11 protein-coding genes and 2 pseudogenes are annotated in these 20,747 nt (G+C 62.8%); 9 read left to right on the forward strand and 4 right to left on the reverse strand.

What is annotated here, in order from left to right; all coding sequences use genetic code 11:
• Positions 1–168: 168 nt before the first annotated feature.
• Positions 169–984, forward strand: a complete 816-nt coding sequence (locus Q7V20_RS07295) for a hypothetical protein (protein ID WP_304788688.1) — start codon at positions 169–171, stop codon at positions 982–984.
• Between the two features lie 141 nt (positions 985–1,125).
• Complete coding sequence (locus Q7V20_RS07300) at positions 1,126–3,108, forward strand: acyltransferase family protein (protein ID WP_304788690.1); 1,983 nt, start codon at positions 1,126–1,128, stop codon at positions 3,106–3,108.
• Positions 3,109–3,121: 13 nt separating this feature from the next.
• Here Q7V20_RS07300 and Q7V20_RS07305 read toward each other — a convergent pair whose 3' ends face one another.
• Positions 3,122–4,411, reverse strand: a complete 1,290-nt coding sequence (locus Q7V20_RS07305) for an ANTAR domain-containing protein (protein ID WP_304788692.1) — start codon at positions 4,409–4,411, stop codon at positions 3,122–3,124.
• Positions 4,412–4,702: 291 nt separating this feature from the next.
• Between Q7V20_RS07305 and Q7V20_RS07310 the strand changes: the two genes are divergently transcribed.
• The 3 genes and pseudogenes from Q7V20_RS07310 to Q7V20_RS07320 all read left to right on the forward strand — a co-directional run bounded on the left by Q7V20_RS07310 (position 4,703) and on the right by Q7V20_RS07320 (position 8,346).
• Positions 4,703–5,971, forward strand: a complete 1,269-nt coding sequence (locus Q7V20_RS07310; protein WP_304788694.1) for a nitrate/nitrite transporter — start codon at positions 4,703–4,705, stop codon at positions 5,969–5,971.
• A gap of 29 nt (positions 5,972–6,000) precedes the next feature.
• Positions 6,001–7,215, forward strand: a pseudogene (locus Q7V20_RS07315) (NAD(P)/FAD-dependent oxidoreductase); the annotation flags it as partial.
• 111 nt (positions 7,216–7,326) lie between these two features.
• Positions 7,327–8,346, forward strand: a complete 1,020-nt coding sequence (locus tag Q7V20_RS07320; protein ID WP_304788696.1) for an HDOD domain-containing protein — start codon at positions 7,327–7,329, stop codon at positions 8,344–8,346.
• Between the two features lie 4 nt (positions 8,347–8,350).
• On the opposite strand, the gene Q7V20_RS07325 is transcribed toward Q7V20_RS07320, so the two are convergent.
• The 3 genes from Q7V20_RS07325 to Q7V20_RS24335 form a co-directional block, all read right to left on the reverse strand.
• The gene (locus tag Q7V20_RS07325; RefSeq protein ID WP_304788698.1) at positions 8,351–9,049 is read right to left on the reverse strand and encodes a YkgJ family cysteine cluster protein; all 699 of its coding nucleotides are present in this window, start codon (positions 9,047–9,049) and stop codon (positions 8,351–8,353) included.
• Positions 9,050–9,172: 123 nt separating this feature from the next.
• Positions 9,173–10,471: a TIGR03862 family flavoprotein gene (locus Q7V20_RS07330; protein ID WP_304788700.1), complete on the reverse strand. Its 1,299-nt coding sequence runs from the start codon at positions 10,469–10,471 to the stop codon at positions 9,173–9,175.
• A gap of 78 nt (positions 10,472–10,549) precedes the next feature.
• Positions 10,550–10,666, reverse strand: a complete 117-nt coding sequence (locus tag Q7V20_RS24335) for a biotin/lipoyl-containing protein (protein ID WP_370652421.1) — start codon at positions 10,664–10,666, stop codon at positions 10,550–10,552.
• Here Q7V20_RS24335 and Q7V20_RS24340 point away from each other — a divergent pair.
• From Q7V20_RS24340 to Q7V20_RS07350, 4 genes and pseudogenes are all read left to right on the forward strand, one after another.
• Positions 10,665–10,817: a hypothetical protein gene (locus tag Q7V20_RS24340; protein ID WP_370652422.1), complete on the forward strand. Its 153-nt coding sequence runs from the start codon at positions 10,665–10,667 to the stop codon at positions 10,815–10,817. The two genes, Q7V20_RS24335 and Q7V20_RS24340, sit on opposite strands and share 2 nt — an antisense overlap.
• 251 nt (positions 10,818–11,068) lie before the next feature.
• A pseudogene (locus Q7V20_RS07340) lies at positions 11,069–12,187 on the forward strand (beta-ketoacyl-ACP synthase III); the annotation flags it as partial.
• A gap of 45 nt (positions 12,188–12,232) precedes the next feature.
• On the forward strand, positions 12,233–15,679 hold the full coding sequence (locus tag Q7V20_RS07345) for an SDR family NAD(P)-dependent oxidoreductase (RefSeq protein WP_304788707.1): 3,447 nt from the start codon (positions 12,233–12,235) through the stop codon (positions 15,677–15,679).
• Between the two features lie 6 nt (positions 15,680–15,685).
• On the forward strand, positions 15,686–20,747 hold a 5,062-nt coding region (locus Q7V20_RS07350), incomplete at its 3' end, for an SDR family NAD(P)-dependent oxidoreductase (RefSeq protein ID WP_304788703.1).

Consider the following 20,747-nt stretch of genomic DNA (forward strand, 5'->3'; position numbering starts at 1 on the left):
GACTGGCCATGGGGCAGACACGCCTTGATTTCGAAGCCCAACCTGGTCAGCATGGGGCCGGTGTGGAATAAATAAGGCCCTACCCGCACCTTGCGTCAAAGATTCTGACGGGTTGGCCAGTCTCGGTGCAAGCCGACCGGTCCAGTGAATACTATTGAAGGGAGAATCATGAAAAATGAATTATCAATCACCTGCGTCAGTTGGATTGATCAAACACCGCTGCCCAAAGTTGGATTCTGGATGCTGGCCGGCGCCTCCGTCAATTGGGCCAAACGGGTGATCATGGGTTTGGTGGGGACCTCCAATCCCGCGCCCGGGTCGGAAATGAAAGACGTGCGGGCATTTGCGCTGAAAAAACAATACCGCGCGCTCATGTCCTGTGTCGTTCAGATATTGCCAGAGGTCAAGGTCAAGGATGTCATCCTTGATCCTGGTTATACCCCGCCCTTTGATAAAACAAAAATCGACACCGCATTCAGCATGGTGGCGCCCATTCCTGACGATCCGGACTTCCATGCGGGCGAGAAAAGCCCGGTGTCTAACATCTACGTCGGTCGCCTGCATCCTTCTTCAACCCTGAGCCTGAAACGTGAATACAAAGTGCTGGTCAGTGGCCTGATCAAATTCAGGGCAGGTGGGCATACCGACAGAATTGGCATAGAAAAAGCAAACTCGCCGGTGCATGTGCCATGGGTCTGGTCTGAATTCACGCTGGTATCGGTAGGCGGCAAGTATCGCCTGCTGGTCAGCGGGTCGGTGTTTCCCTCTCATGCCTGGTATGTCAATGGCAAAAAGATTTCGACCGCGATGCAGGCCACGGTGACTGTGTCCGAGCACGATCCAATCCTCAACACGGGGCAGCCGGCCAACAAGGTTCAGACCAGCGCGAATACCGACAAGGATTCCGGTGCCGTCAGCAAGCAAGCCAACAGCATTGGGGGCGGAAAGCAGTTTGACATCGAGATCGTGCCAGCGAGTCATTGAACCGATGGCACCCGGTGTTTCAAGAACGAGACCAGGCCAGATGCGACGCTGACGAGACCGCGTGACCGCGGTCATCGCGCAAGAGGTTCTGCGCATGCAATGACCATACAATAACACTCACTATTAAATCAGGGTGCTTGTATGCGTCATCGTGCCGAAATCGACGGCTTGCGGGCGATTTCCGTGTTGCCGGTCATTTTCTTTCATGCGGGTTTCAGCGCTTTCCATGGTGGTTTCATCGGCGTGGACGTGTTCTTCGTCATCAGCGGCTTCCTGATCACCAGCCTGATCCAGGAGGATCGGCAGCTCGGGCGCTTCAGCATCGCTGACTTCTATGAACGCCGGGCGCGCCGCATCCTGCCAGCGCTGTGCTTTGTGCTGCTGTGCAGCTTGGGCGCGGCCTGGTGGCTGATGAACTCCAGCGATTTCATCAAGTTTGGCCAAAGCCTCGCGGCCGTGGCGGTGTTCTCGTCGGGCTTGCTGTACGTCTTCACGGCGGGCTACTTTGACACCACCTCCGAGCTCAACCCCCTGTTGCACACCTGGAGCCTGGGGGTCGAAGAGCAGTTCTACCTGTTCTTCCCGCTCATCCTCATCCTGCTGTCCAAACTGGGCGGCTGGGCCTTGCGCATCGGCCTGCTCGCCTTGGCCATCGGCAGCCTCTGGCTGGCCCAATGGGGCACCACCCACTTCCCCACCTCGACCTTCTACGCCATGCCCACCCGCGCCTGGGAGATGCTGATCGGCGCGCTGCTGGCCTTGAACCAGGCCCGCCTGAGCCAACTGCCGCAAGCCGTTTGCCAGGCACTGTCGCTGCTGGGCATGGGCCTGATGCTGGCGGCGGCCATCCTGTACGACAAGGCCACGCCATTCCCCAGCGTTTACGCCCTGGTCCCCACGCTGGGCGCGGCCCTGGTCATTGGGTTTGGCAACGCCACCACCTGGGTGGGCAGGTTGCTGTCAACCCGCGTGCTGGTGGGCGTGGGCCTGATCAGCTACAGCGCCTACCTGTGGCACCAGCCTTTGTTCGCCTTCACCCGGCTGACCCAGGGTGGCGAGCCCAGCCCGGTGGTCATGTTCAGCCTGTCGGTGCTGGCCCTGGTGCTGGCCTATGCCACCTGGCGTTGGGTTGAAACGCCCATGCGTTCGCGCCAGTTGATGAACCGGGGGCAGGTCTTTGCCCTGAGTGGCGCCGTCACGGCAGGCTTCATCGCCATTGGCATGGCCAGCCACTTCCACGTGCTGCCCACTCGCTGGGAGGTGCAAAACCCGCAACTGGTCAACTACTCACCCGTCACAGATCCCCAACCTCGCAGCAGTTGCCGGCACCTGCTGGGCGACCTGGGTCTGGGCGATTGCCTGCAGATGGGCCACGGCCGCCGCACCATGGTGGTCTGGGGTGACTCGCACGCCAAGGCTTTGCAAGCGGGCACGCCCAACATGCCCGACACCCGCATTTTGGTGATCACCCACTCTGGCTGTCCACCGCTGCCCGGCCTGCGCCGCATCGACAAGACCGATGGCGCCCATGTGTGCGACAAGTTCGGTGTGCTGGATCGGTTTGAACGTTTGATCGAATCCGTGAAGCCGGACACCGTGGTGCTGGCCAGCCGTTGGACCCTGTACCTGCGTGGTTGGGTGTACGAGGGGCGCACCATGCCTGAGCACTTCATGCTCAGCGATGGGCAAGACGACAAGGTGTTGGCCTCCTTGTCTTATCGAGAAGAGATCTACCGACAGCGTCTGCAGGGCCTCGTTGACCGATTGGCAGCGCGTACCCAGGTGCGGATCTTGACCCAGCCGATGGACCTGGCCCAGCGCGATTTCCGGGCCGTGGAGTCGGGCAACTTGCAATTCACCCGCGCCGAGGTGGACGCCTGGCACGCGCCCGAGCGAGCCCTGCTGGGCCAACTCAAGTTGCCTCCGAATGCGCATGTTCTTGACTTGAAGAGGCTGTTTTGCAACGACCAGGCCTGTGCCACCCGCCTGGGAGGCACGTTGTTGTACCGGGATGACAACCACTTGTCAGCGCTGGGGGCCAGCCAGGTGTGGAAGGCTTTGCGTGAGCAAGAGACTCAGTTGGCGGGCTTGATGAAGGCGGAATTGCCCATCAGTAGACGGTGAGGCACCACGCCGCTCACGACATGATGACCTGCAGGCTCCGCTCATAAAGCGCCGTCAGGCCTTCAAACACTTCCAGCAGCACTTCGCTGGCCCGGCTGATGGCCAGGCGGCTTTCCGACTTGTCCAGGAAGCGCAGGCCTGAGAGCAGCCGGGTCCACTCTTCGCGCGCGGCCTTGAGGGCATCGCGGATCTCAGGGCTGGACAGCGGGGCCAGCTCCAGCTCCAGCAAGGCGGCTTCGAATTCGGATTTCAGCTGCGCGAAGCCTTCGCGGCGGGCGCTGTCGTCCAGCATCTCGGCCAGGAGGGCGTCTTTGGCCAGGCGCTGTGCCAGCATGCGTTGGCGACCGCACAGGTTGACCACGTTCAAGGCGCGCCGGCCCGAGGCGGTTTCCAGTTCGCTGACCAGGGCTTCGGCCTGCATCAACAGGGCGTTGGCCTTGTCGTCGGCCTGCTTCAGCACGGCGGCCGATTTGCGTTGTGCCAGGGTGTTTTGCAGGATCGACCAGGCGGCTTGCGTTCGGGCCACGGCTTCGGGCAAGGCCTCGCCCTGGGCGCCCAGTTGCGGCAGGGCCGACAGGAAGTCCAGGTTGGCCTGGGCGCGTTGTTCGGAGTCTTCCTGCAGTTTGCGGGCGCGGTGCGCGTCCACACCCGCCAGGCGCTGGGCCGCCAGTTTGACCAGGCGCTGCGACAGCATGCGCAACTGGCCCGCGCGGTTCAGGGCCTCGGCCCAGGCGGCCGCTTCAATCACCGAGCGGGACACGTCGCCAATCTTCAACTTGGTGTGCATGGCGGCGCCACGCAGCAGCTTGAAGGCTTCGTCTTCGTCCAGCCCACGGGCCTGCGCCAGCACGCCTTTGGCCCGGTCCACATACTTGCGGTCACTCAACTGGCCCTGCACCTGGCCCAAGGCCTGGGCCAGCGCGGCATGGCGTTGCCAGCGCAGGCCATCCAGGGCCAGCCCGGTGGCCAAGGTTGCCGCCGACAGGCCGGTGTCGGGCCACCAGCCGCTCAGGCCCAGGTCCAGCAATTGGGTCAGCTCCTCGTGGGTGGGCTGGGTGCCCACCCAACTGACGGCGCAAGGGGGCATGCCGTTCCAGGCACCGAGGGTATTGGTCACCACCGAAACCGGCCCCAGCAGCACGACCTGATTCGGTGCGTGTGCATTGAATTGGTGCATCAAATGGATGCAGTCGCCGCCGTTCAGGACTGTCCAGGCGGGGCCCAGTGAACCTTCTTGAAGCAGGCCCTGCGTCGGTGTCGGGTTGTCGCCGGGTGATGACATCACCAGCAGAGTGATGCTCATGGGCGGCGCTTTCGCATTGAAAACCACATGGTGGGGGTTCCGTGAATGAGCTGAAAGGTCTTACTTGCCAAGGTGTCATCGCACCTTGGCGCGCATATTGCATGGATCTGGTTGTGGTGCAACGAAGCACCACGCCTAAGCTTGAAACCTGCCCTTGTGGCAGCGCACCTCAAGCACCATCGCCCGGGCCAAATCTGGTCAGCGGGCTTTTCCTATTTTCCATGCCTTTTCAGGCGCGCCTCAACGCGTCTGGCGAGGTTTTGTTCGCATTCTTTTCACCGCACCATTGCCATGTCCAGTTTCAGAACATTCTTAAGAAGCGGCCACAGCCCGACCTTGTTCGCGGCCTTCCTGTACTTCTCGTTCTCGTGTTGCATCTGGGTGCTCAATGGCGCCATGGCGCCCTTCATCAGCGAAACCTTCAACCTGACGCCTTCCGAGAAGGGCTTGATGTTGTCGATCCCCATCATCGCGGGCGCGGTCATGCGTTTTCCGCTGGGCCTGCTGTCGCAGTACATCGGGCGCAAGAACGCCACGTTGGTCGAGATGGGCATGATCGCCCTGGCCATGCTGTATGGCGTGTTCATGGTGCACGAGTTCTCTGACCTGCTGAAGATGGGGGTGCTGCTGGGCATTGCGGGCGCAAGCTTTGGTGTGGCCTTGTCGCTGGGTTCGGGCTGGTTCCCTCCGCAGCACAAGGGCCTGGCCATGGGCCTGGTGGGCGCGGGCAATGTGGGCACGGCGGTGTCGGTGCTGGTGGCGCCACCCCTGGCGCAATGGCTGGGCTGGCAGGCGGTGTATGGCGTGGCTGCGGCCGCCATCATGGTGCCCATGGTCGTGATGGTGTTGTTCGCCAAAGAGCCACCCGATGTGGACAAGCACGCCAGCTTCCGCGAGCACATTGCTTGCCTGTTTGAAAAAGATGGCTGGGTTTTCAGCCTGATCTACGGCGTGACCTTCGGTGGCTTCATCGGCCTGATCACCTTCCTGCCCACTTACTACTACGACCAGTTCGGCGTCAGCAAAGTGCAGGCGGGTCAATTGACGATGCTGGCGGCTTTCATGGGCGCCTTCGTTCGCGTCCTGGGTGGCTGGATCTCGGACCACTGGGGTGGCTTGAACACCTTGACCATCGTGCTGGCCGTTGTGGCGATCACCTTGACCTTGGTGGGCCTGTCCTCATCGTCCCTGATCATGACAACACTGCTGCTCATCACCTGCTTCGCGGCCTTGGGCGCTGGCAATGGCGCCTTGTTCCAACTGGTGCCATTGCGCTGGCCTTTGAGCACGGCCGTGGCCGGTTCGATGATTGGAGAGATCGGCGCCCTGGGCGGCGGCCTGGTGCCCAACGCGATGGGCCTGTCCAAGCAGTACCTGGGCACCTACCTGTGGGGCTTCGTGCTGTTCGCGGTGCTGGCCCTGATCATGCTGGTGGTGATGCGCATCATGCAGGTTCGCTGGACGCGCACCTGGGCCGAAAAAGGCGGGCGCGCCCGTGTTCATGCCCACCCGGCGACGACTTCGGCGCCACAAGCGCCCGCCGGTGCCGCGCGGCGCTGACTGACCCCGGCACAAGAAGGACCACGGCCATGAAGAAGATGAAGCTGGTGATGGTAGGCAACGGCATGGCCGGTGTCCGCACGCTGGAAGAGCTGTTGAAGATCGCCCCTGATCTGTACGAGATCACGGTGTTCGGCGCCGAGCCCCATCCCAACTACAACCGCATCATGCTGTCGCCCGTGCTGGCGGGTGAGCAGACGGTGGACGAGATCATCCTCAACTCATTGGCCTGGTATGCGGGGCATGGCATCACGCTGCACCTGAACAAGAAGGTGGTCAGCATTGACCGCAAGAAACGCCTGGTGACGGCCGAAGATGGCACGCAGGCCGAGTACGACCGCTTGCTGATCGCCACGGGCTCCAACCCCTTCATCCTGCCGGTGCCCGGCAAGGACTTGCAAGGCGTGATCGCCTACCGCGACATCGCCGACACGAACACGATGATCGAGACGGCCACCACGCACCAACACGCGGTGGTGATTGGCGGTGGCCTGCTGGGCCTGGAAGCGGCCAACGGCCTGATGCTGCGTGGCATGAGCGTGACCGTGGTGCACATCGCACCCTGGCTGATGGAGCGCCAGCTGGACGACGTGGCCGCCAAGCTGTTGCAAAAGTCGCTGGAAGACCGCGGCTTGAAATTCATGATCGGCGCGCAGACGCAAGAGCTGGTGGGCAACGCCGAGGGCCGCGTGCAATCGGTCAAGTTCAAGGATGGCACCGAAGTGCTGGCCGACCTGGTGGTGATGGCGGCTGGCGTGCGGCCCAACACCGGCCTGGCTGAGAAGATCGGCCTGCATTGCAACCGCGGCATCGTCGTCACCGACACCATGCAGACGGTGACCGATCCGCGCGTGTACTCGGTGGGCGAATGCGCGGCGCACCGGGGCATCGCCTACGGCCTGGTGGCGCCCTTGTTCGACCAGGGCAAGGTGTGCGCCAACCACCTGGCCATGCATGGCATCGGGCGCTACCTGGGTTCGCAGGTGTCCACCAAGCTCAAGGTCACCGGCATTGATTTGTTTTCGGCGGGCGATTTCATGGGCGGCGAGGGCACGGAAGAGATCCTGCTGTCCGACCCGTTCGGCGGTGTCTATAAGAAATTGGTGCTCAGGGACAACAAACTCATCGGCGCCTGCCTGTATGGCGACACGGTGGACGGCAGCTACTACTTCAAGCTGATCCGCGAAGGGCAATGCGTGGCCGGCGTGCGCGATTGGTTGATGTTTGGCGAGGCCAGCGTTGGCCTCCATGAAAGCCGCCAGGCCACCGCCATGGCGGCGTGATGCCGCTCAAGTTCACCGCCTGACGTCCGATGACCCTGGTGCAACCATTTGTTGCGCAGGGGGATGATGACCATGTGGACGCCATTGCGAGGCTTGTGGGGTGGAGGCTCGCGCTCAGCGAAATCTGCGCCGCCCATGGCGGTCGTGGCCCCGGTGTCATCGCCTGCAGCCGTGCCCACGCCTGCACCCGACATCGGCTTGCCGGACGTGGACCCTGCGCTGGATGGCCGTTTCAGTGCCTTGCTGCTGTCTTTGGGGAAACTGCGCCTGGGCGATGCCGATGCGACCGAGCAAATGGTGCTCTTGCGCCTGGAGGAGTTGGTGCATGCCCGTGGACAACGCGACTTGCTGCCCCGCTTGCCCGCCGTCTTGCCCAAGTTGATGAGCCTGGTGCGCCGCGATGATGTGCCGCCCCGTGAGCTGGCCGACCACCTGGCCAAGGATCCGGCGCTGGTGAGCGAGGTGATCCGCATCGCCAACTCACCACGTTACCGCGCCAGCCGGGCCATGGGCAGCTTGCAGGATGCCGTCATGGTGCTGGGGCAGCAAGGCATGCACCAGTTGGTGACCAATGTGGCCATGCGCCCGGTGTTCAATGTGCAGGCCGGGCGTTTCAGCCAGGCGGCTCGAAGCCATTTGTGGGCGCAGGCGGCGCGTTGCGCCCACGCCTGCGCCTATCTGCAAGGGCCTCGGGCCGATCAGTTCGAAGCGTATCTGGCGGGCATGGTCGTCAACGCGGGGTTGATCCCGGCCTTGCGGGTGCTGGACCAAAGCTACTCAGGGCCCAGTGCGCCGGACACGGTGGTGTTCCACGAAGGCTTCCTGAAGCTGAGTTTGAAGATCTCGGCCAACATTGCCAAGGAGTGGAATTTCCCCGAGGGCGTGACGCAGGCCGTGGAGGCCTTGGGCACCTTGCCGCCGCCTCAGCCGCCGGTTCAATTGGCGGTGTTGCTGCGCTCGGCCGACCAGGTCAGCAAGCGCCACCTGTTGATGTCGGCGCAGCGCCATCCAATCAACGAGGAAGGCGAGGTGGACCCTTGCTTTGCCGAGTTGGAGCGGGTGTTTGGTGTCGCCCATGCGCACGCGCATTGAGCATTCACGCGGCGCGTGAGGCCCCGCCTGATGATTGGTTGAACTGGGTGTGGGTGGCCTTGACGAAGGCGTTCTTGCCGCTCTTGAAACGCTTCACGCAGTTGGGGTTCTGCACGGTTTCCAGGAAGGCCGCGGAGAGATGGTATTCCTTCGTGTCCAGGCCTTGTTCGGCGACCGCGTTCCGGAAGCCCGCCGAGCTGCCCATGGCGGTGAAGAAGACCTCGTCGATGTAGGTGGTGGGCCAGGTACTGAGCGGCTCGTTCAAGGACTTCTCGCAGTTGTCTTTGTCGGTCGCGTGGTAGTTGCGGCACACGGACGGACGCACTGCATAGATCGAGCAGCTGTTGTCGACCAGGAAAGGGCAGGCGTCTCGCAGCGTCAAACGCGTTTCCTCGCTCACGCCTTTGCGCTTGGCCACGTAGCTGGTCACCCTTTGGATTGTGTTGCGCAACTGGTCCGGCTTGAAATGCCGGAACACGTGGGCGTGGATCTCGAACACCTCGACCGGCAGGGCCACGACATCAAATTGGCGACAGCAATGGCTGCAGCCATTCTCGCAGGCCAAGCTTTGAGGGGCGGCCTGGATGGCGGTGTTCAGCCGGGCGTCATGCCGGGTGTAGAACCTGACCACGGCTTCGCGCACGGTGTGCGTCTGGAGGTCTTGCCAAGCCTGCGCGAACTCGGGTCGTGCATGTTCCAGCATCCGTTCCTCAGACATCGCCAACCCCCTCGCCCATTGATTTGAATGGGTGAGATTTTTACCGCTGTTTTTCGGAAATGCGCGCCGCCAAGGTGTTCTGAAAAGGTGAAAAAAGGATTGCAAATGTTAATGCGCCTGAGGCCTTGCGCGCCACCAATCCAGCACGCCCTGGCCGGCCGCTTTGCCGGTGGCCATGGTGGCTGTGAGCAGGTAGCCGCCGGTGGGCGCTTCCCAATCGAGCATCTCGCCTGCGCAGAACACGCCGGGGATGGTGGGCAGCATTTGCTGGGCCGTCAGCGATTCAAAGCGCACACCGCCGGCCGTGCTGATGGCTTCGTCAATGGGGCGGGCCGCTGCCAGGGTCACAGGCAGGGCTTTGAGCAGTTGGGCCAGTTGCACCGGGTCGGCCAGTTGCGCTGGGGTCAGCACTTCGTGCAGCCACGCCATCTTCACGCCCTGGATGCCCAGGCAGCTTTTCAGGTGCGTGGACAGGCTGCGCGTGCCACGTGGGCGCTTGGTCTCGGTCAGCACTTGCTCGGGCGTGTGCGAGGGCAGCAGGTCCAGGTGGATGGTGGCCGAGCCTTGGGCTTCGATGGCCTCGCGGATGCGGGCCGAGAAGGTGTAGACCAGGCTGCCTTCAATGCCGGTGAAGGTGAGCACGAACTCGCCTTGCTGGCGATGCGTTTGGCCTTGGGCATTGGTGAAGCTCATGGCCACGGGCTTGATGGGATGGCCAGCGAAGCGGTCGCGCAGGTGCTCGCTCCAGCCGGTGCGGCCGGTGCGGCCGGGGGCGGTGGGGGCCACGTCGAAGCCGCAGTTGGAGGGCTTGAGCGGGGCGATGTCGGCACCGCGCGCTTGCAGCCAGGGCACCCAGGCGCCATCGGAGCCCAGGCGGGCCCAACTGGCGCCGCCCAGGGCCAGCACGGTGGCGTCGGCTTGGGCGGTGATGTCGCCTTGGGGAGACGTGAATGTCAGGGCGCCATCAGAGGCCCAGCCCTGCCAACGGTGGCGCATGTGGAAGCGCACGCCTGCTTCGCGCAAGCGGTGCAGCCAGGCACGCAGCAGGGGCGCGGCCTTCAGGTCTTTGGGGAAGACGCGGTTGGAGGTGCCCACGAAGGTCTCGATGCCCAGGGCCTGGGCCCAGTCGCGCAGGGCTTGCGGGTTGAAAGCGCTGATCAGCGGAGTGAGGGCTTCGCGGCGATCGGCGTAGCGGCCCAGGAAGTTTTCAAGGGGCTCGGCATGGGTGAGGTTGAGGCCACCTTTGCCGGCCAGCAGGAACTTGCGGCCCACCGAAGGCATGGCGTCATACACGTCAACCTGCGCGCCCCCTGCCGCCAGGGTTTCAGCGGCCATCAGGCCAGCCGGGCCGCCCCCGATGACGATGACATGCGGGGTTTGGGCGGGTGAGGGCGTGGGGGTGGACATGGCGAGCAGGCGCGGGGCGGGTGCCCCTGGGATCAGAAAACAACCGCAGAGTGTCGCACGGGCACCGCTTTCAGGCCATCACGATGACATCTTGCCCGGCCGTGGCGCCACGGCCGTGACGCCACTGCCCTCCTTGCAGCGCACCTGCAGCACGGTGCCGTCGGATGGCGCCAGCACGGGAAACTCCATCTTCATGGACTCGACCACGGCCAGGGTCTGGCCTTCGGTCACCGCATTGCTTCAGACCTTCAACCTGACGTCGGCCGAGAAGGGCCTGCGCGACAGGCTGATGTTTGGCCAGGCCGTGGTCGAGTCCGGGGTTTTATCGAACCGTGGTTTGGCTTGAACATTTTGATACCAAAGGTTCTCCCTTGGAGATAACCCTGAGCGCCGTTCAGCGGTTACGATCTGATCAAAGTGTCCCGTTTACCGTGCTGTAGCTGATCGCAGTGCGGTGAACGCGGTTGATGCATAAAAATGCAGTCGCAAAAGGCTGCAAAAAAATCAGGGAAGAACCATGAGTTCGCAAATCAGTGCCGTGCAGGCTTGCACGGCTGCTTTTGCCGTGCTTTTTTGGAATGCGGGCAGGGGGCGTGCATGAGGTGCGCGGTCATCTCAGGCACGGGGATCTATTGCCCGCCGCATTCAATCAGCAATGGCGAGCTGGTCGAATCCTTCAACCAGTATGTTGATGCGCAGAATGCGCTGCACGCGGTCGACATTGCTGCTGGAAACCGGCAGCCCTTGGCCCGCTCCAGTGTGGAGTTCATCGAGAAAAACTCGGGGATCCGGCAGCGCTACGTGCTGGACAAGGAGGGCGTGCTTGACCCTGCCAGGATGTATCCCCGCTTTGAAGAGCGGCCGGCAGACCAGCTGTCCTTGATGGCTGAAATAGCCGTGCACGCCGCGCGCCAAGCCATGGCTCAGGCGGGCAAGTCTGCCGACGACATCGATGCTGTGTTGTGCTGCGCGGCCAACATGCAGCGTGCCTATCCAGCCATGGCCATCGAGATTCAGAAGGCGCTGGGCGTGCGGGGCTATGCCTACGACATGAACGTCGCTTGTTCATCGGCCACTTTCGGCATTGAGCAGGCGAGCAACGCCATTCTCGCGGGGCGTGCGAAATGCGTCCTGATGGTGAACCCCGAAATCACCTCGGCCCACCTGGAGTGGAGGGAGCGTGATTGCCACTTCATCTTTGGCGACATCTGCACCGCCGTCATCATCGAAAGCTTGGAAACCGCGACCTCCCCCGACCAATGGGAAATCCTGGGAACGCGCCTGGCCACGGAGTTCTCCAACAACATCCGCAATGATTTCGGTTTCATGAACCGGTGCGAGGATACCGATCCCGAGGCCAGGAACAAGACTTTCCGCCAGGAAGGGCGCAAGGTGTTCACGGAAGTCGTTCCGATCGCCGTGGCCCACATCGAGAGCCAGCTGTCCGAGTTGGGTTTGAAGCCCGGACAGCTACAGCGCTATTGGCTTCACCAGGCCAACGAAGGCATGAACCAGCAGGTCATCAAGAAGATGGTGGGCGGCCAGGCGGGCGATGCCCTGGCCCCTCTCATCCTGGGCGACTATGCCAACACGGCATCTGCGGGTTCCATCATTGCTTTCCATCATCACCGCGCGGACTTGCAGGCGGGAGACCTGGGCGTGGTCTGTTCGTTTGGGGCTGGGTACTCGGTGGGGAGCATTGTCGTCCGCAAACGGGCCGCGAGCTTGCGCGCTTCTGGCGAGGATTTCTTGCACCCATTGGTGCAAGTAGATGCGTCGGATTCCGAAGGATTTGCCTTCACCGCCCGTTTGTCTGGCCAGGAGTTTTTCCTGGCCGACCATGTGGTCAAGGGGCAGCGCGTGCTGCCTGCCGCAGCGCATCTCGAGATGGCGCACGCTGGAGTGCAAAGGATCCTGGGGCCGATCATTCCGCAGGGCGTCCAGGCAGGGGTCACCCTGACCTGCGTGGTGTTCGCCAGCGCTGCCGTGGCGGACGGCACCTTGAACTTGAAGATGACCTTGGCGCCTGACCATCGAGCAGGCATTGGCTTTGAGATTCATGGCCACTCGAAGACCGGACCTGCGATGCTGCTCAGCCAGGGGCGTGCCACGGTGGCGTCCCAGCGCCCCCCGCCCAGATGCGATGTGAACGCCATCCGCCTGGGGGCAACGTTGCGAACCTTGCGTGTTGAGCAGTGCTACCAAGCTTTCTCGGCCATGGGGCTGGACTATGGCCGGGGGCACCGGACCATCGATCACATTGAGGCCGGGACGGATGCGCAGGGGCGGCCCATCGCCATGGCGCAGTTGGTGTTGCCGCACTCGTTGAAAGCTGGGCATGGGGCGTTCGTGCTTCATCCAGGGCTGCTCGATGGGGCCTTGCAGGCAGGCCTGAGTCTGGTCTTCGAGGCCAAAGGGGCTGATGCCTACGGCGGAGGCCTTTGTTTGCCTTACGCCATTGACCAGGTCGAAATCTTCGGGCCGCTGCCCGAACGAGCCCAGGCTATCGCACGCATCGACCACGACGAAGGGCACGCGACGTCTTGCCGTTTGAGCATTGAGGTCGTCACCACGGAAGGGGATGTGCGGGTCAGGGTCCAGGGCTTGTCTGTCCGCTTGCTGAACATCGGTGCCGAGGCGACCGATGCCAGTCGGGCCGAGGCGTTGACCCTCGTGCCCTGCTGGCGTCCATTCACGCCGGACATGAGGCCGCAGCCATCGGGTCTGGATGTTCGTCGGGTGATTGTGCATGCCCAGGACGATGAGGCGTCATGCGCCAACCTCCGCCACCACCATCCTGGTGCGACTCTGGTGGGCGTGTCTTGTGCCGATGAGACGCCACACCTGACGCAGGCCCTGGACCGTTGCGGTGACATCGCTGAGCTGGTGTGGATCCCGGGTGTGGCCGGAGCGGCTTCCGCGACCTTGGGTTTCCGCCTGATCAAGGCATTGCTCGCGTTGGGGTATGAGGCTCGGCCATTGAGCTTGACCGTGGTCACGACCCAGGGACAGGCCATCGGAGCCGATGAGGCCATCCGTCCTGACCATGCGGCCCTTCACGGTTTGGTGGGGTCCCTGGCCAAAGAGTTTGTCCAATGGCGAATCAGGCTGGTGGATGTGGCCGAGGGCGACGTCCCCCCCTGGTCGTGCATCGCATCGTTACCGCCTGATGAATCCGGCCATCCTATGCTGTACCGTTTTGGCCAATGGTATGAATCGCGCACGACAAGGGTGAAGCTGCCGGACTTGGTGAAACCATCGGGCTTTCGCCGCGGAGGCGTCTATGTGCTGCTGGGCGGCGCCGGTGGATTGGGCGAAGTTCTGACCAAGCATCTGGTGCAGCACCACGCCGCACAGGTTGTGTGGGTGGGGCGTCGCCCCGAGGATGAGGGCATTGCCACCCGATGTGATCGGATCGCTGTCCACGGGCCCCGGCCTCATTACGTCTGCGCCGATGCCACCGATCTGCCGGCGTTGCAGGCCGCCTATCGGAGCATCCGAACCAGGTTCGGGGCCATCCATGGGGTGGTCCACGCCACGATCCAGTTGCAGGACAACAGCCTGGCGCGCATGGATGAAGCTTCCTTTGGATCGGTCTTGTCGGCGAAGGCGCAAGTCTGCCTTAACGCCGCCGAGGTCTTCGCGGCCGAGACCCTCGATTTCGTCCTGTTCTTCTCGTCCGTCCAAAGCCTGGCGAAATTGCCGGGACAGGCCAACTATGCCGCTGGATGCACTTTCGCAGATGCCCACGCGCACGCTTTGGCGCAAGCCCGCCCTGATTGGCGCGTCAAGGTGGTGAACTGGGGATACTGGGGCGATGTGGGCATCGTCGCATCGCCGGTTTACCGGCAACGCATGGCGCAGGCTGGTATCGAATCCATTGCGGCTGACGAAGGCCTGGCGCTGATTGAGCAACTGCTGTCATCGCCCTTGCGGCAAGTGGTGTACCTCAAGGCGAGCAAGGCGGTGGTGGCCGAGCAACTGGGGGTCTTGCCCGAGGTGGGTATCCGCGCGTGCGAGCTGGAGGTGGCCGCCCAACCGGTCAGTCCAGGCCCCAGTACTTTGCCGATTCCCGTCGACCCCACCGAGGCGCTGGCGCAATCACGGGAGTTTGACCGTGTGCTGTGTGGTGTGCTGAGGGCCCAACTCCTGGCATCGGGCTTGTTTGAAGGTGGGCGGATCGAGGCCGATGCATGGCGCAAGAAGCCTAGATCGCCCGCCTTGTGCGACCGATGGATGGCACAAAGCCTGCGCATCCTGCAGGGTCAGGGCGCGCATGTGTCCGATGCATGGCAGGCCTGGGAAAGCGGCCTGCCCCGTTGGCGCGCTGATCCACACCGCCGTGCCCAAGTCTTGCTGGCCGACGCCTGCCTGCGGGCGTTGCCCGCCATCCTGCGTGGTGACGTCCGCTCCACCGACGTTATTTTCCCGGACTCGTCAATGTCGCTGGTCGAGGGCATCTACAAGCACAACCCTGTGGCTGACTACTTCAATGCCGTCCTGGGTGAGTCCCTCCTGTCTCACATGACCGCATGCCTGGAAGCCGATCCATCGGCAACGTTCAGGATTGCCGAGATCGGCGCAGGCACTGGCGGAACCAGTGCGCTGATGTTCGATCTGCTCAAACCCTTTGCCCACGTCGTCCAGGAATACCGTTACACGGACATCTCGAAAGCGTTCCTGCTCCATGCGCATCAGCATTACGCGCAGAAGGCGCCTTACCTGGCGACCAGTCTGTTCAATGTGGCATTGCCATTGGACGGCCAGGACCTGGCTGCCGGCGTGTATGACGTGGTGATCGCCACCAATGTGCTTCACGCCACGCAGGACATTCGACGGACATTGCGGCATGCCAAAGCACTGCTGAAGAAAGGCGGGTGCCTGCTGCTCAACGAGATCGTGGGTGGCAGTGTGTTCACTCATCTCACGTTCGGCTTGATGGATGGATGGTGGGCTTACCAGGACGAGGCCTTGCGCTGCCTGGGGGCCCCTGCCCTGTCGCCACAGGGATGGTTCAGAGCCTTGCAAGACGAGGGATTTGAGCGCATCAGTCATCCCGCCAGCCTGGCGCATGGCCTGGGCCAGCAGGTGGTGGTGGCTTTCAGCGATGGCCTGGTCCAGACCAGTTGGTCGAGCGCCAGTTCCACGCCAAGTCCCTCCTCGCCACTTTCCAAGGCGGTTGTTGCCCCTTCATTGATTTCCGATTGATCCATCATGACCACTGCATTTCAAATCAGGCAGGGCGTGCGCTCTTGCGTGGCCGAGCTCTTGAAAATGAACCCGGCGGACATCAAGGACGATGCGGCCTTCTCCGACCACGGTGTTGATTCGATCGTGGCTGTCGGCCTGATCAAGAAGATCAACTCAGCGTTGGGTTTGACGCTGCACACCACGGTCCTGTTCGACCATGGCACGGTGAATCAACTGGCTTCGCACATCATGGTCGAGCACCCAGAGTTGATCGCATCGTTGGCGGGTCAACCGGATGAGGCATTGGCGGCAGTGGCCGAGTCGCCGCGAGAGATGGGCAAGTCAGGGGATGTACTCCACCGGCCGGTGGGGCCTGCAACGGTCCCTCCGTTTGAGATTGATTGGGCGGCATTGGTCGCCGGGCTCAAGCCCGGCCAGCCTCCAATTGCCGGGGGCAGCCCTTTGAAGGCGTCGGTCGAGCCGATCGCCGTGGTCGGCCACAGTGGCCGCTACGGCCGGGCGAACACGGTTGAGGAACTGTGGGACCACGTGGCCCGTGGAGAGCATTTGATCGAACCGGTCTCCCGTTGGGACCTGGCCGCTCATTTCTCGTCGGAAGTTCCCTACTGCCGCGAAGGAAGCTTCCTCAAGGACATCGATGCCTTCGACGCACGGTTTTTCAACATTTCCGGCCTGGAGGCATCCGTCATGGATCCCTTGCAGCGCCTGTTCCTGGAGGAGTCCTGGCGGGCACTGGAAGATGCGGGCTATGCAGGCGTGGGCCCCGGGGGGATGAATTGCGGGGTTTACGCTGGTGTTTGCAAGGGTGACTACCTCAACCTCATCAAGGACGGTCCGGCGCAGACCGTTTGGGGCAATGCGGGTGCGGTCGTGCCGGCGCGCATCGCTTACCTCCTGGATCTGCAAGGTCCCGCGATCGCGGTCGACACGGCGTGTTCCAGCTCCTTGGTGGCCATTCACCTGGCGTGCCAGGCCCTGCGCACTGGCGAGATCGACATGGCCCTGGCGGGTGGTGTTTTTCTGCAAAGCACGGCTGAATTTTTCTTGCTGTCCTTGCGGGCCGACATGCTCTCGCCGGATGGGCGCTGCCATGCATTTGATGACCGCGCCAATGGCTTCGTGCCCGGCGAGGGTGTGGGCGCCGTGGTGCTCAAGCGCTTGTCCGACGCCCTGGCCGACGGGGACCACATCCATGGCGTCATCGTGGGGACGGGCATCAACCAGGACGGAGCGACGAATGGTTTGACGGCCCCCAGCGCGCGTTCTCAGGAACGGCTAGAGCGCGAGGTGTATGACAGGTTCGGGGTGCACGCCGACGACATTCAGTTGGTCGAGGCTCACGGAACCGGAACCCGACTGGGCGACCCCATCGAATACCAGGCCTTGACGCGCGCATTCCGCAAAGACACGCAGCGACAAGGCTATTGCGCCATCGGCTCGGTGAAGACAAACATCGGACACACCGTCGCAGCCGCCGGCGTGGCGGGGTTGAGCAAGCTGCTCATGGCCTTGAAGCATCGAAAGTTGCCTCCCAGCCTGAATTTCGAAAAGGGCAATGCGCACATTGATTTTGAGGCGAGCCCCTTTTTCGTCAACACCCGATTGCGGGATTGGGTTGTGCCGCCAGGCGGTGTTCGCCGCGCAGTCCTGAGTTCATTCGGCATCAGTGGAACCAATGCGCATTTGGTGTTGGCTGAAGCCACCCATGCGGTGCCCGCGTCCCCTGCACGTGTCGGCTACCTGATCGCCTTGTCTGCGCAATCGGACGAGCAATTGCGGACGCAAGTTCAGCAGTTCATGCTGCATTGCCAGCGCGAGCAGAAGGTGGACCTGGGCCACGTGAGCTTCACCCTGTTGACAGCCCGCAGGCACTTCGCCCGCCGTTTTGCCTGTGTTGTGGGCCACCCCGATGAGCTGCGTGATTGCCTGAGCGCATGGCTGGAAGGCAAAGCCCACGAGCGGGTTCTTGTTGGCAGCAGCAGGCGGCTGGCACAGCAGGACCTGGTCGAGCTTGATTCGCAGGCTGCCGAGAGGCTTGCCGCGTGCAAGGCGGCCACGAGCGATGCGCATCTTTTGAGCGCTTTGCTGAGCTTGGCGGCATGCCATGTTGGTGGCGCGACCATTGACTTCAACCCCCTGTTTTCAGGTGCGCGACATGTCCGTGTCAGTTTGCCAACCTATCCATTTTCCAAAGACCGTTATTGGGTCGCGGCTGACGAAGAGCGTCATGACCATGGTGGCTCCTCGGCGCACCTGCACCCGCTGGTTCAGCGCAATACCTCGAATTGGCGTGGACCCAGGTACAGCTCCACGCTGACAAGAAGCGACTTCTTCCTGAGCGACCACCGCGTTAGCCAGCACCCGGTCTTGCCGGGTGCTGCCTACCTGGAGATGGCCCGGACGGCCGTGGTCCAGGCGCTCGAAGGCGGGCTTGATGGGAAGCTTTTGTGTTTGAAGGAAATCGTGTTCCTGGCACCGCTGGTAGTGGATGAGCTGGCCGTTGAGGTCCACGTCGTGCTGGACGTGCGTGATGGCGGCATGGTGCGTTTTCAAGTCCAAAGCGGGGCACTCGGGGAGAGGCTTCACTGCGAGGGGATGGTCGTGGGGATGGAGGCTGGTGAGCAGCCCTCGATCAAGCTTGACACCTTGCGGGGACACCCAGTCTCTTCAACCATGGACCGCGCCGAGTGCTATGCCGCATTCGCGAAGATGGGCCTGGACTATGGCGCCGCGCATCAGGGGGTGAAGACCATTTCCCTGTTGGGTGATGCCCAAAATGGACTGATTGCTCTCGGAGAGATCGAATTGCCCGAGGTGGTTCGTAACACCCGGCACAAGTTTGGCTTGCATCCGAGTCTGGTCGATTCGGCCCTGCAATGCTGCATTGCCCTCATGCCGGCGTTCGGTGAAGGCACGAAGCCGTTGTTGCCGTTTGCCCTTGAGTCGGTCGAGGTGCACGCCGACGTTCCCGCGCAAGCGTGGGTCAAGGCGGTGTTCCATGGCTCGGCGGCTTTGATGGCCTCCGAGCAGACTTTCAATGTCGACATCGCCGATGAGTCGGGTCGGGTGTGCTTGAGCTTGCGCGGTTTGCGCTGCCGCATGGTGGGCGGCCTGGTGGGCGATGCCACGGTGGCTCCGACTGTGCTTATGCGGCAGCTTCAATGGCAGCCGCAGGCCTTGCTCCCGACCGAGGGGGCGACCGGTGGACTCCCGTCCGATCACCGGGTCTGGCTCATCGGTGGCTTGGCGGCGGAGGGCTTGTCAGACGCGGCTTGGGTCCGAGCCCTGGGCGACGAACTGCCTGGCGCACGCATTGAGGTGTTCCACGATCATTTCTCCGATGGCCTGTCCGCCGCGCTGGCCTATGGCGCTCATGCGCGCGACATGCTGCGCGCCTTGCAAGGCACCCTGCGAGACGGCCATGATGGCCCCGCTTTGATTCAACTGCTGGTGCCGGCTGGCGCCGCGCAGGCTTTGCAGCAAGGCCTGGGTGCGATGCTCAAGAGTGCCTGGCACGAACGTCCTCAACAGGAAGTTCAGATGATCACGCTGGAGCGTGGTTTGCCTCCCGAGGACCTGGCCCGTTGTGTTCTCGACAATGCGCGATCCCGGAGTATGGACATCCGCTACATCGATGGTCAGCGGCAGGTGCTTGAGCTGCTTGAGTTGCCTGCCCCCAGGCCCGGTGACTGGGCGTGGCGAGCGGATGGGGTTTACCTCATCACAGGGGGTTTGGGCGGCCTGGGGCGTCTGGTGGCGCAAGACCTGGCGTCCCGGGTGCCGGGCGTTCGGCTGATCCTGACGGGCAAAAACTCCACAGGCGCTCGGCATGACGCGATCCTGCGTGCGCTGCATGGGGCTGGTGCCTTTGCCGAACAGGTCCGGTTCGATGCTGGCGAACCCGAAGGCGCCAGAAAACTGGTGAGTGGCGTGCTGGCCCGGCATGGTCGCCTGGATGGCGTCATCCATTGTGCGGGTGTGCTTCGCGACAGCTTTGTTCTCAAGAAGACCGAACAGGAACTCTCGGAGGTGTTCAGCCCCAAGGTGGATGCCGCTGTGGCACTGGATGAGGCCACCGCTGACCTGCCGCTCCAGTGCTTTGTGCTCTTCTCGTCGATGGCGGGTCTGGTTGGCAATGTCGGGCAAGCCGACTATGCCGCGGCCAACGCCTTCCTGGACGCTTTTGCGCTTGAGCGCGCCAACCAGGTCAGGCAAGGAGTCCGCAGCGGTCGGACCCTGGCCATTTCCTGGCCCCTGTGGCAAGAAGGCGGGATGCAGGTCGATGGCGAAACCCGTGAACGCCTGTGGCGCACGCTCGGCTTGTCGCCTTTGAGCGCCCAGTCGGGCCTGGCAGCTTTGCAAGGGGCCATGGCTGGGCAGGCCGCGCAGGTGGTGGTGCTGGCTGGAAACGAAGGGCAGATCCTCCAGCGTCTGCCGAACGTTTGGCTTCGTGCCGAAGCCATGCCAGCACAGCAGGCGTCTGCCCGTGAGGGGGGCGGGCCTGGGGCGTCCGCCATCGCCGTGTCCATGGGCGATCTCAAGGACCGCATGGTTCGCCATCTGAAGGGCGTGTTCTCGTCCACCCTCAAGGTTCCGGTGGGGCGCATTGATGCCCATGATGCGATGGCGCAGTTCGGCATCGACTCCCTGATGGCGATGGAATTGACCAGGAAGTTGGAGCAGAGTTTCGGTGCCCTGCCGAAGACCCTGTTCTTCGAATACCAGAGCATGGATGGCCTGGCGGACTATTTCGTCCGGTCGCATGCCGGAAAACTCACCGCGCTGCTGGGAGGAGACCGTGGTGCCTTGCAGCCGGTGTCCTCGACTTCGCCGATGGCGGATGTTCGGCGGATCGCGCCCCCGTCGGCTCGGCCTTTCGGCGGGTTCCTGCCCTCGAACGGGGCTTCCAAGGATGACCATGGCCCGCTGGACGTGGCGATCATTGGTGTGAGCGGGAGGTACCCGAACGCGAGGACGTTGAAGGAGTACTGGGAGAACCTGAAGGGGGGTGTGGATTGCATCAGCGAGATACCCAAGAGCAGGTGGGACCATGACAAGTATTTCG

The organism is Aquabacterium sp., from assembly GCF_030652515.1.
Classification (GTDB): Bacteria; Pseudomonadota; Gammaproteobacteria; order Burkholderiales; family Burkholderiaceae_C; genus Aquabacterium.

What these genes read in the sequence shown, in the direction of transcription:
- Q7V20_RS24340 (WP_370652422.1), top strand. Translation starts at nt 10,665, where the DNA reads ATGGACTCGACCACGGCCAGGGTCTGGCCTTCGGTCACCGCATTGCTT.
- Q7V20_RS07330 (WP_304788700.1), bottom strand. Translation starts at nt 10,471, where the DNA reads ATGTCCACCCCCACGCCCTCACCCGCCCAAACCCCGCATGTCATCGTC.
- Q7V20_RS07295 (WP_304788688.1), top strand. Translation starts at nt 169, where the DNA reads ATGAAAAATGAATTATCAATCACCTGCGTCAGTTGGATTGATCAAACA.
- Q7V20_RS07305 (WP_304788692.1), bottom strand. Translation starts at nt 4,411, where the DNA reads ATGAGCATCACTCTGCTGGTGATGTCATCACCCGGCGACAACCCGACA.
- Q7V20_RS24335 (WP_370652421.1), bottom strand. Translation starts at nt 10,666, where the DNA reads ATGAAGATGGAGTTTCCCGTGCTGGCGCCATCCGACGGCACCGTGCTG.
- Q7V20_RS07300 (WP_304788690.1), top strand. Translation starts at nt 1,126, where the DNA reads ATGCGTCATCGTGCCGAAATCGACGGCTTGCGGGCGATTTCCGTGTTG.
- Q7V20_RS07310 (WP_304788694.1), top strand. Translation starts at nt 4,703, where the DNA reads ATGTCCAGTTTCAGAACATTCTTAAGAAGCGGCCACAGCCCGACCTTG.
- Q7V20_RS07320 (WP_304788696.1), top strand. Translation starts at nt 7,327, where the DNA reads ATGTGGACGCCATTGCGAGGCTTGTGGGGTGGAGGCTCGCGCTCAGCG.
- Q7V20_RS07325 (WP_304788698.1), bottom strand. Translation starts at nt 9,049, where the DNA reads ATGCTGGAACATGCACGACCCGAGTTCGCGCAGGCTTGGCAAGACCTC.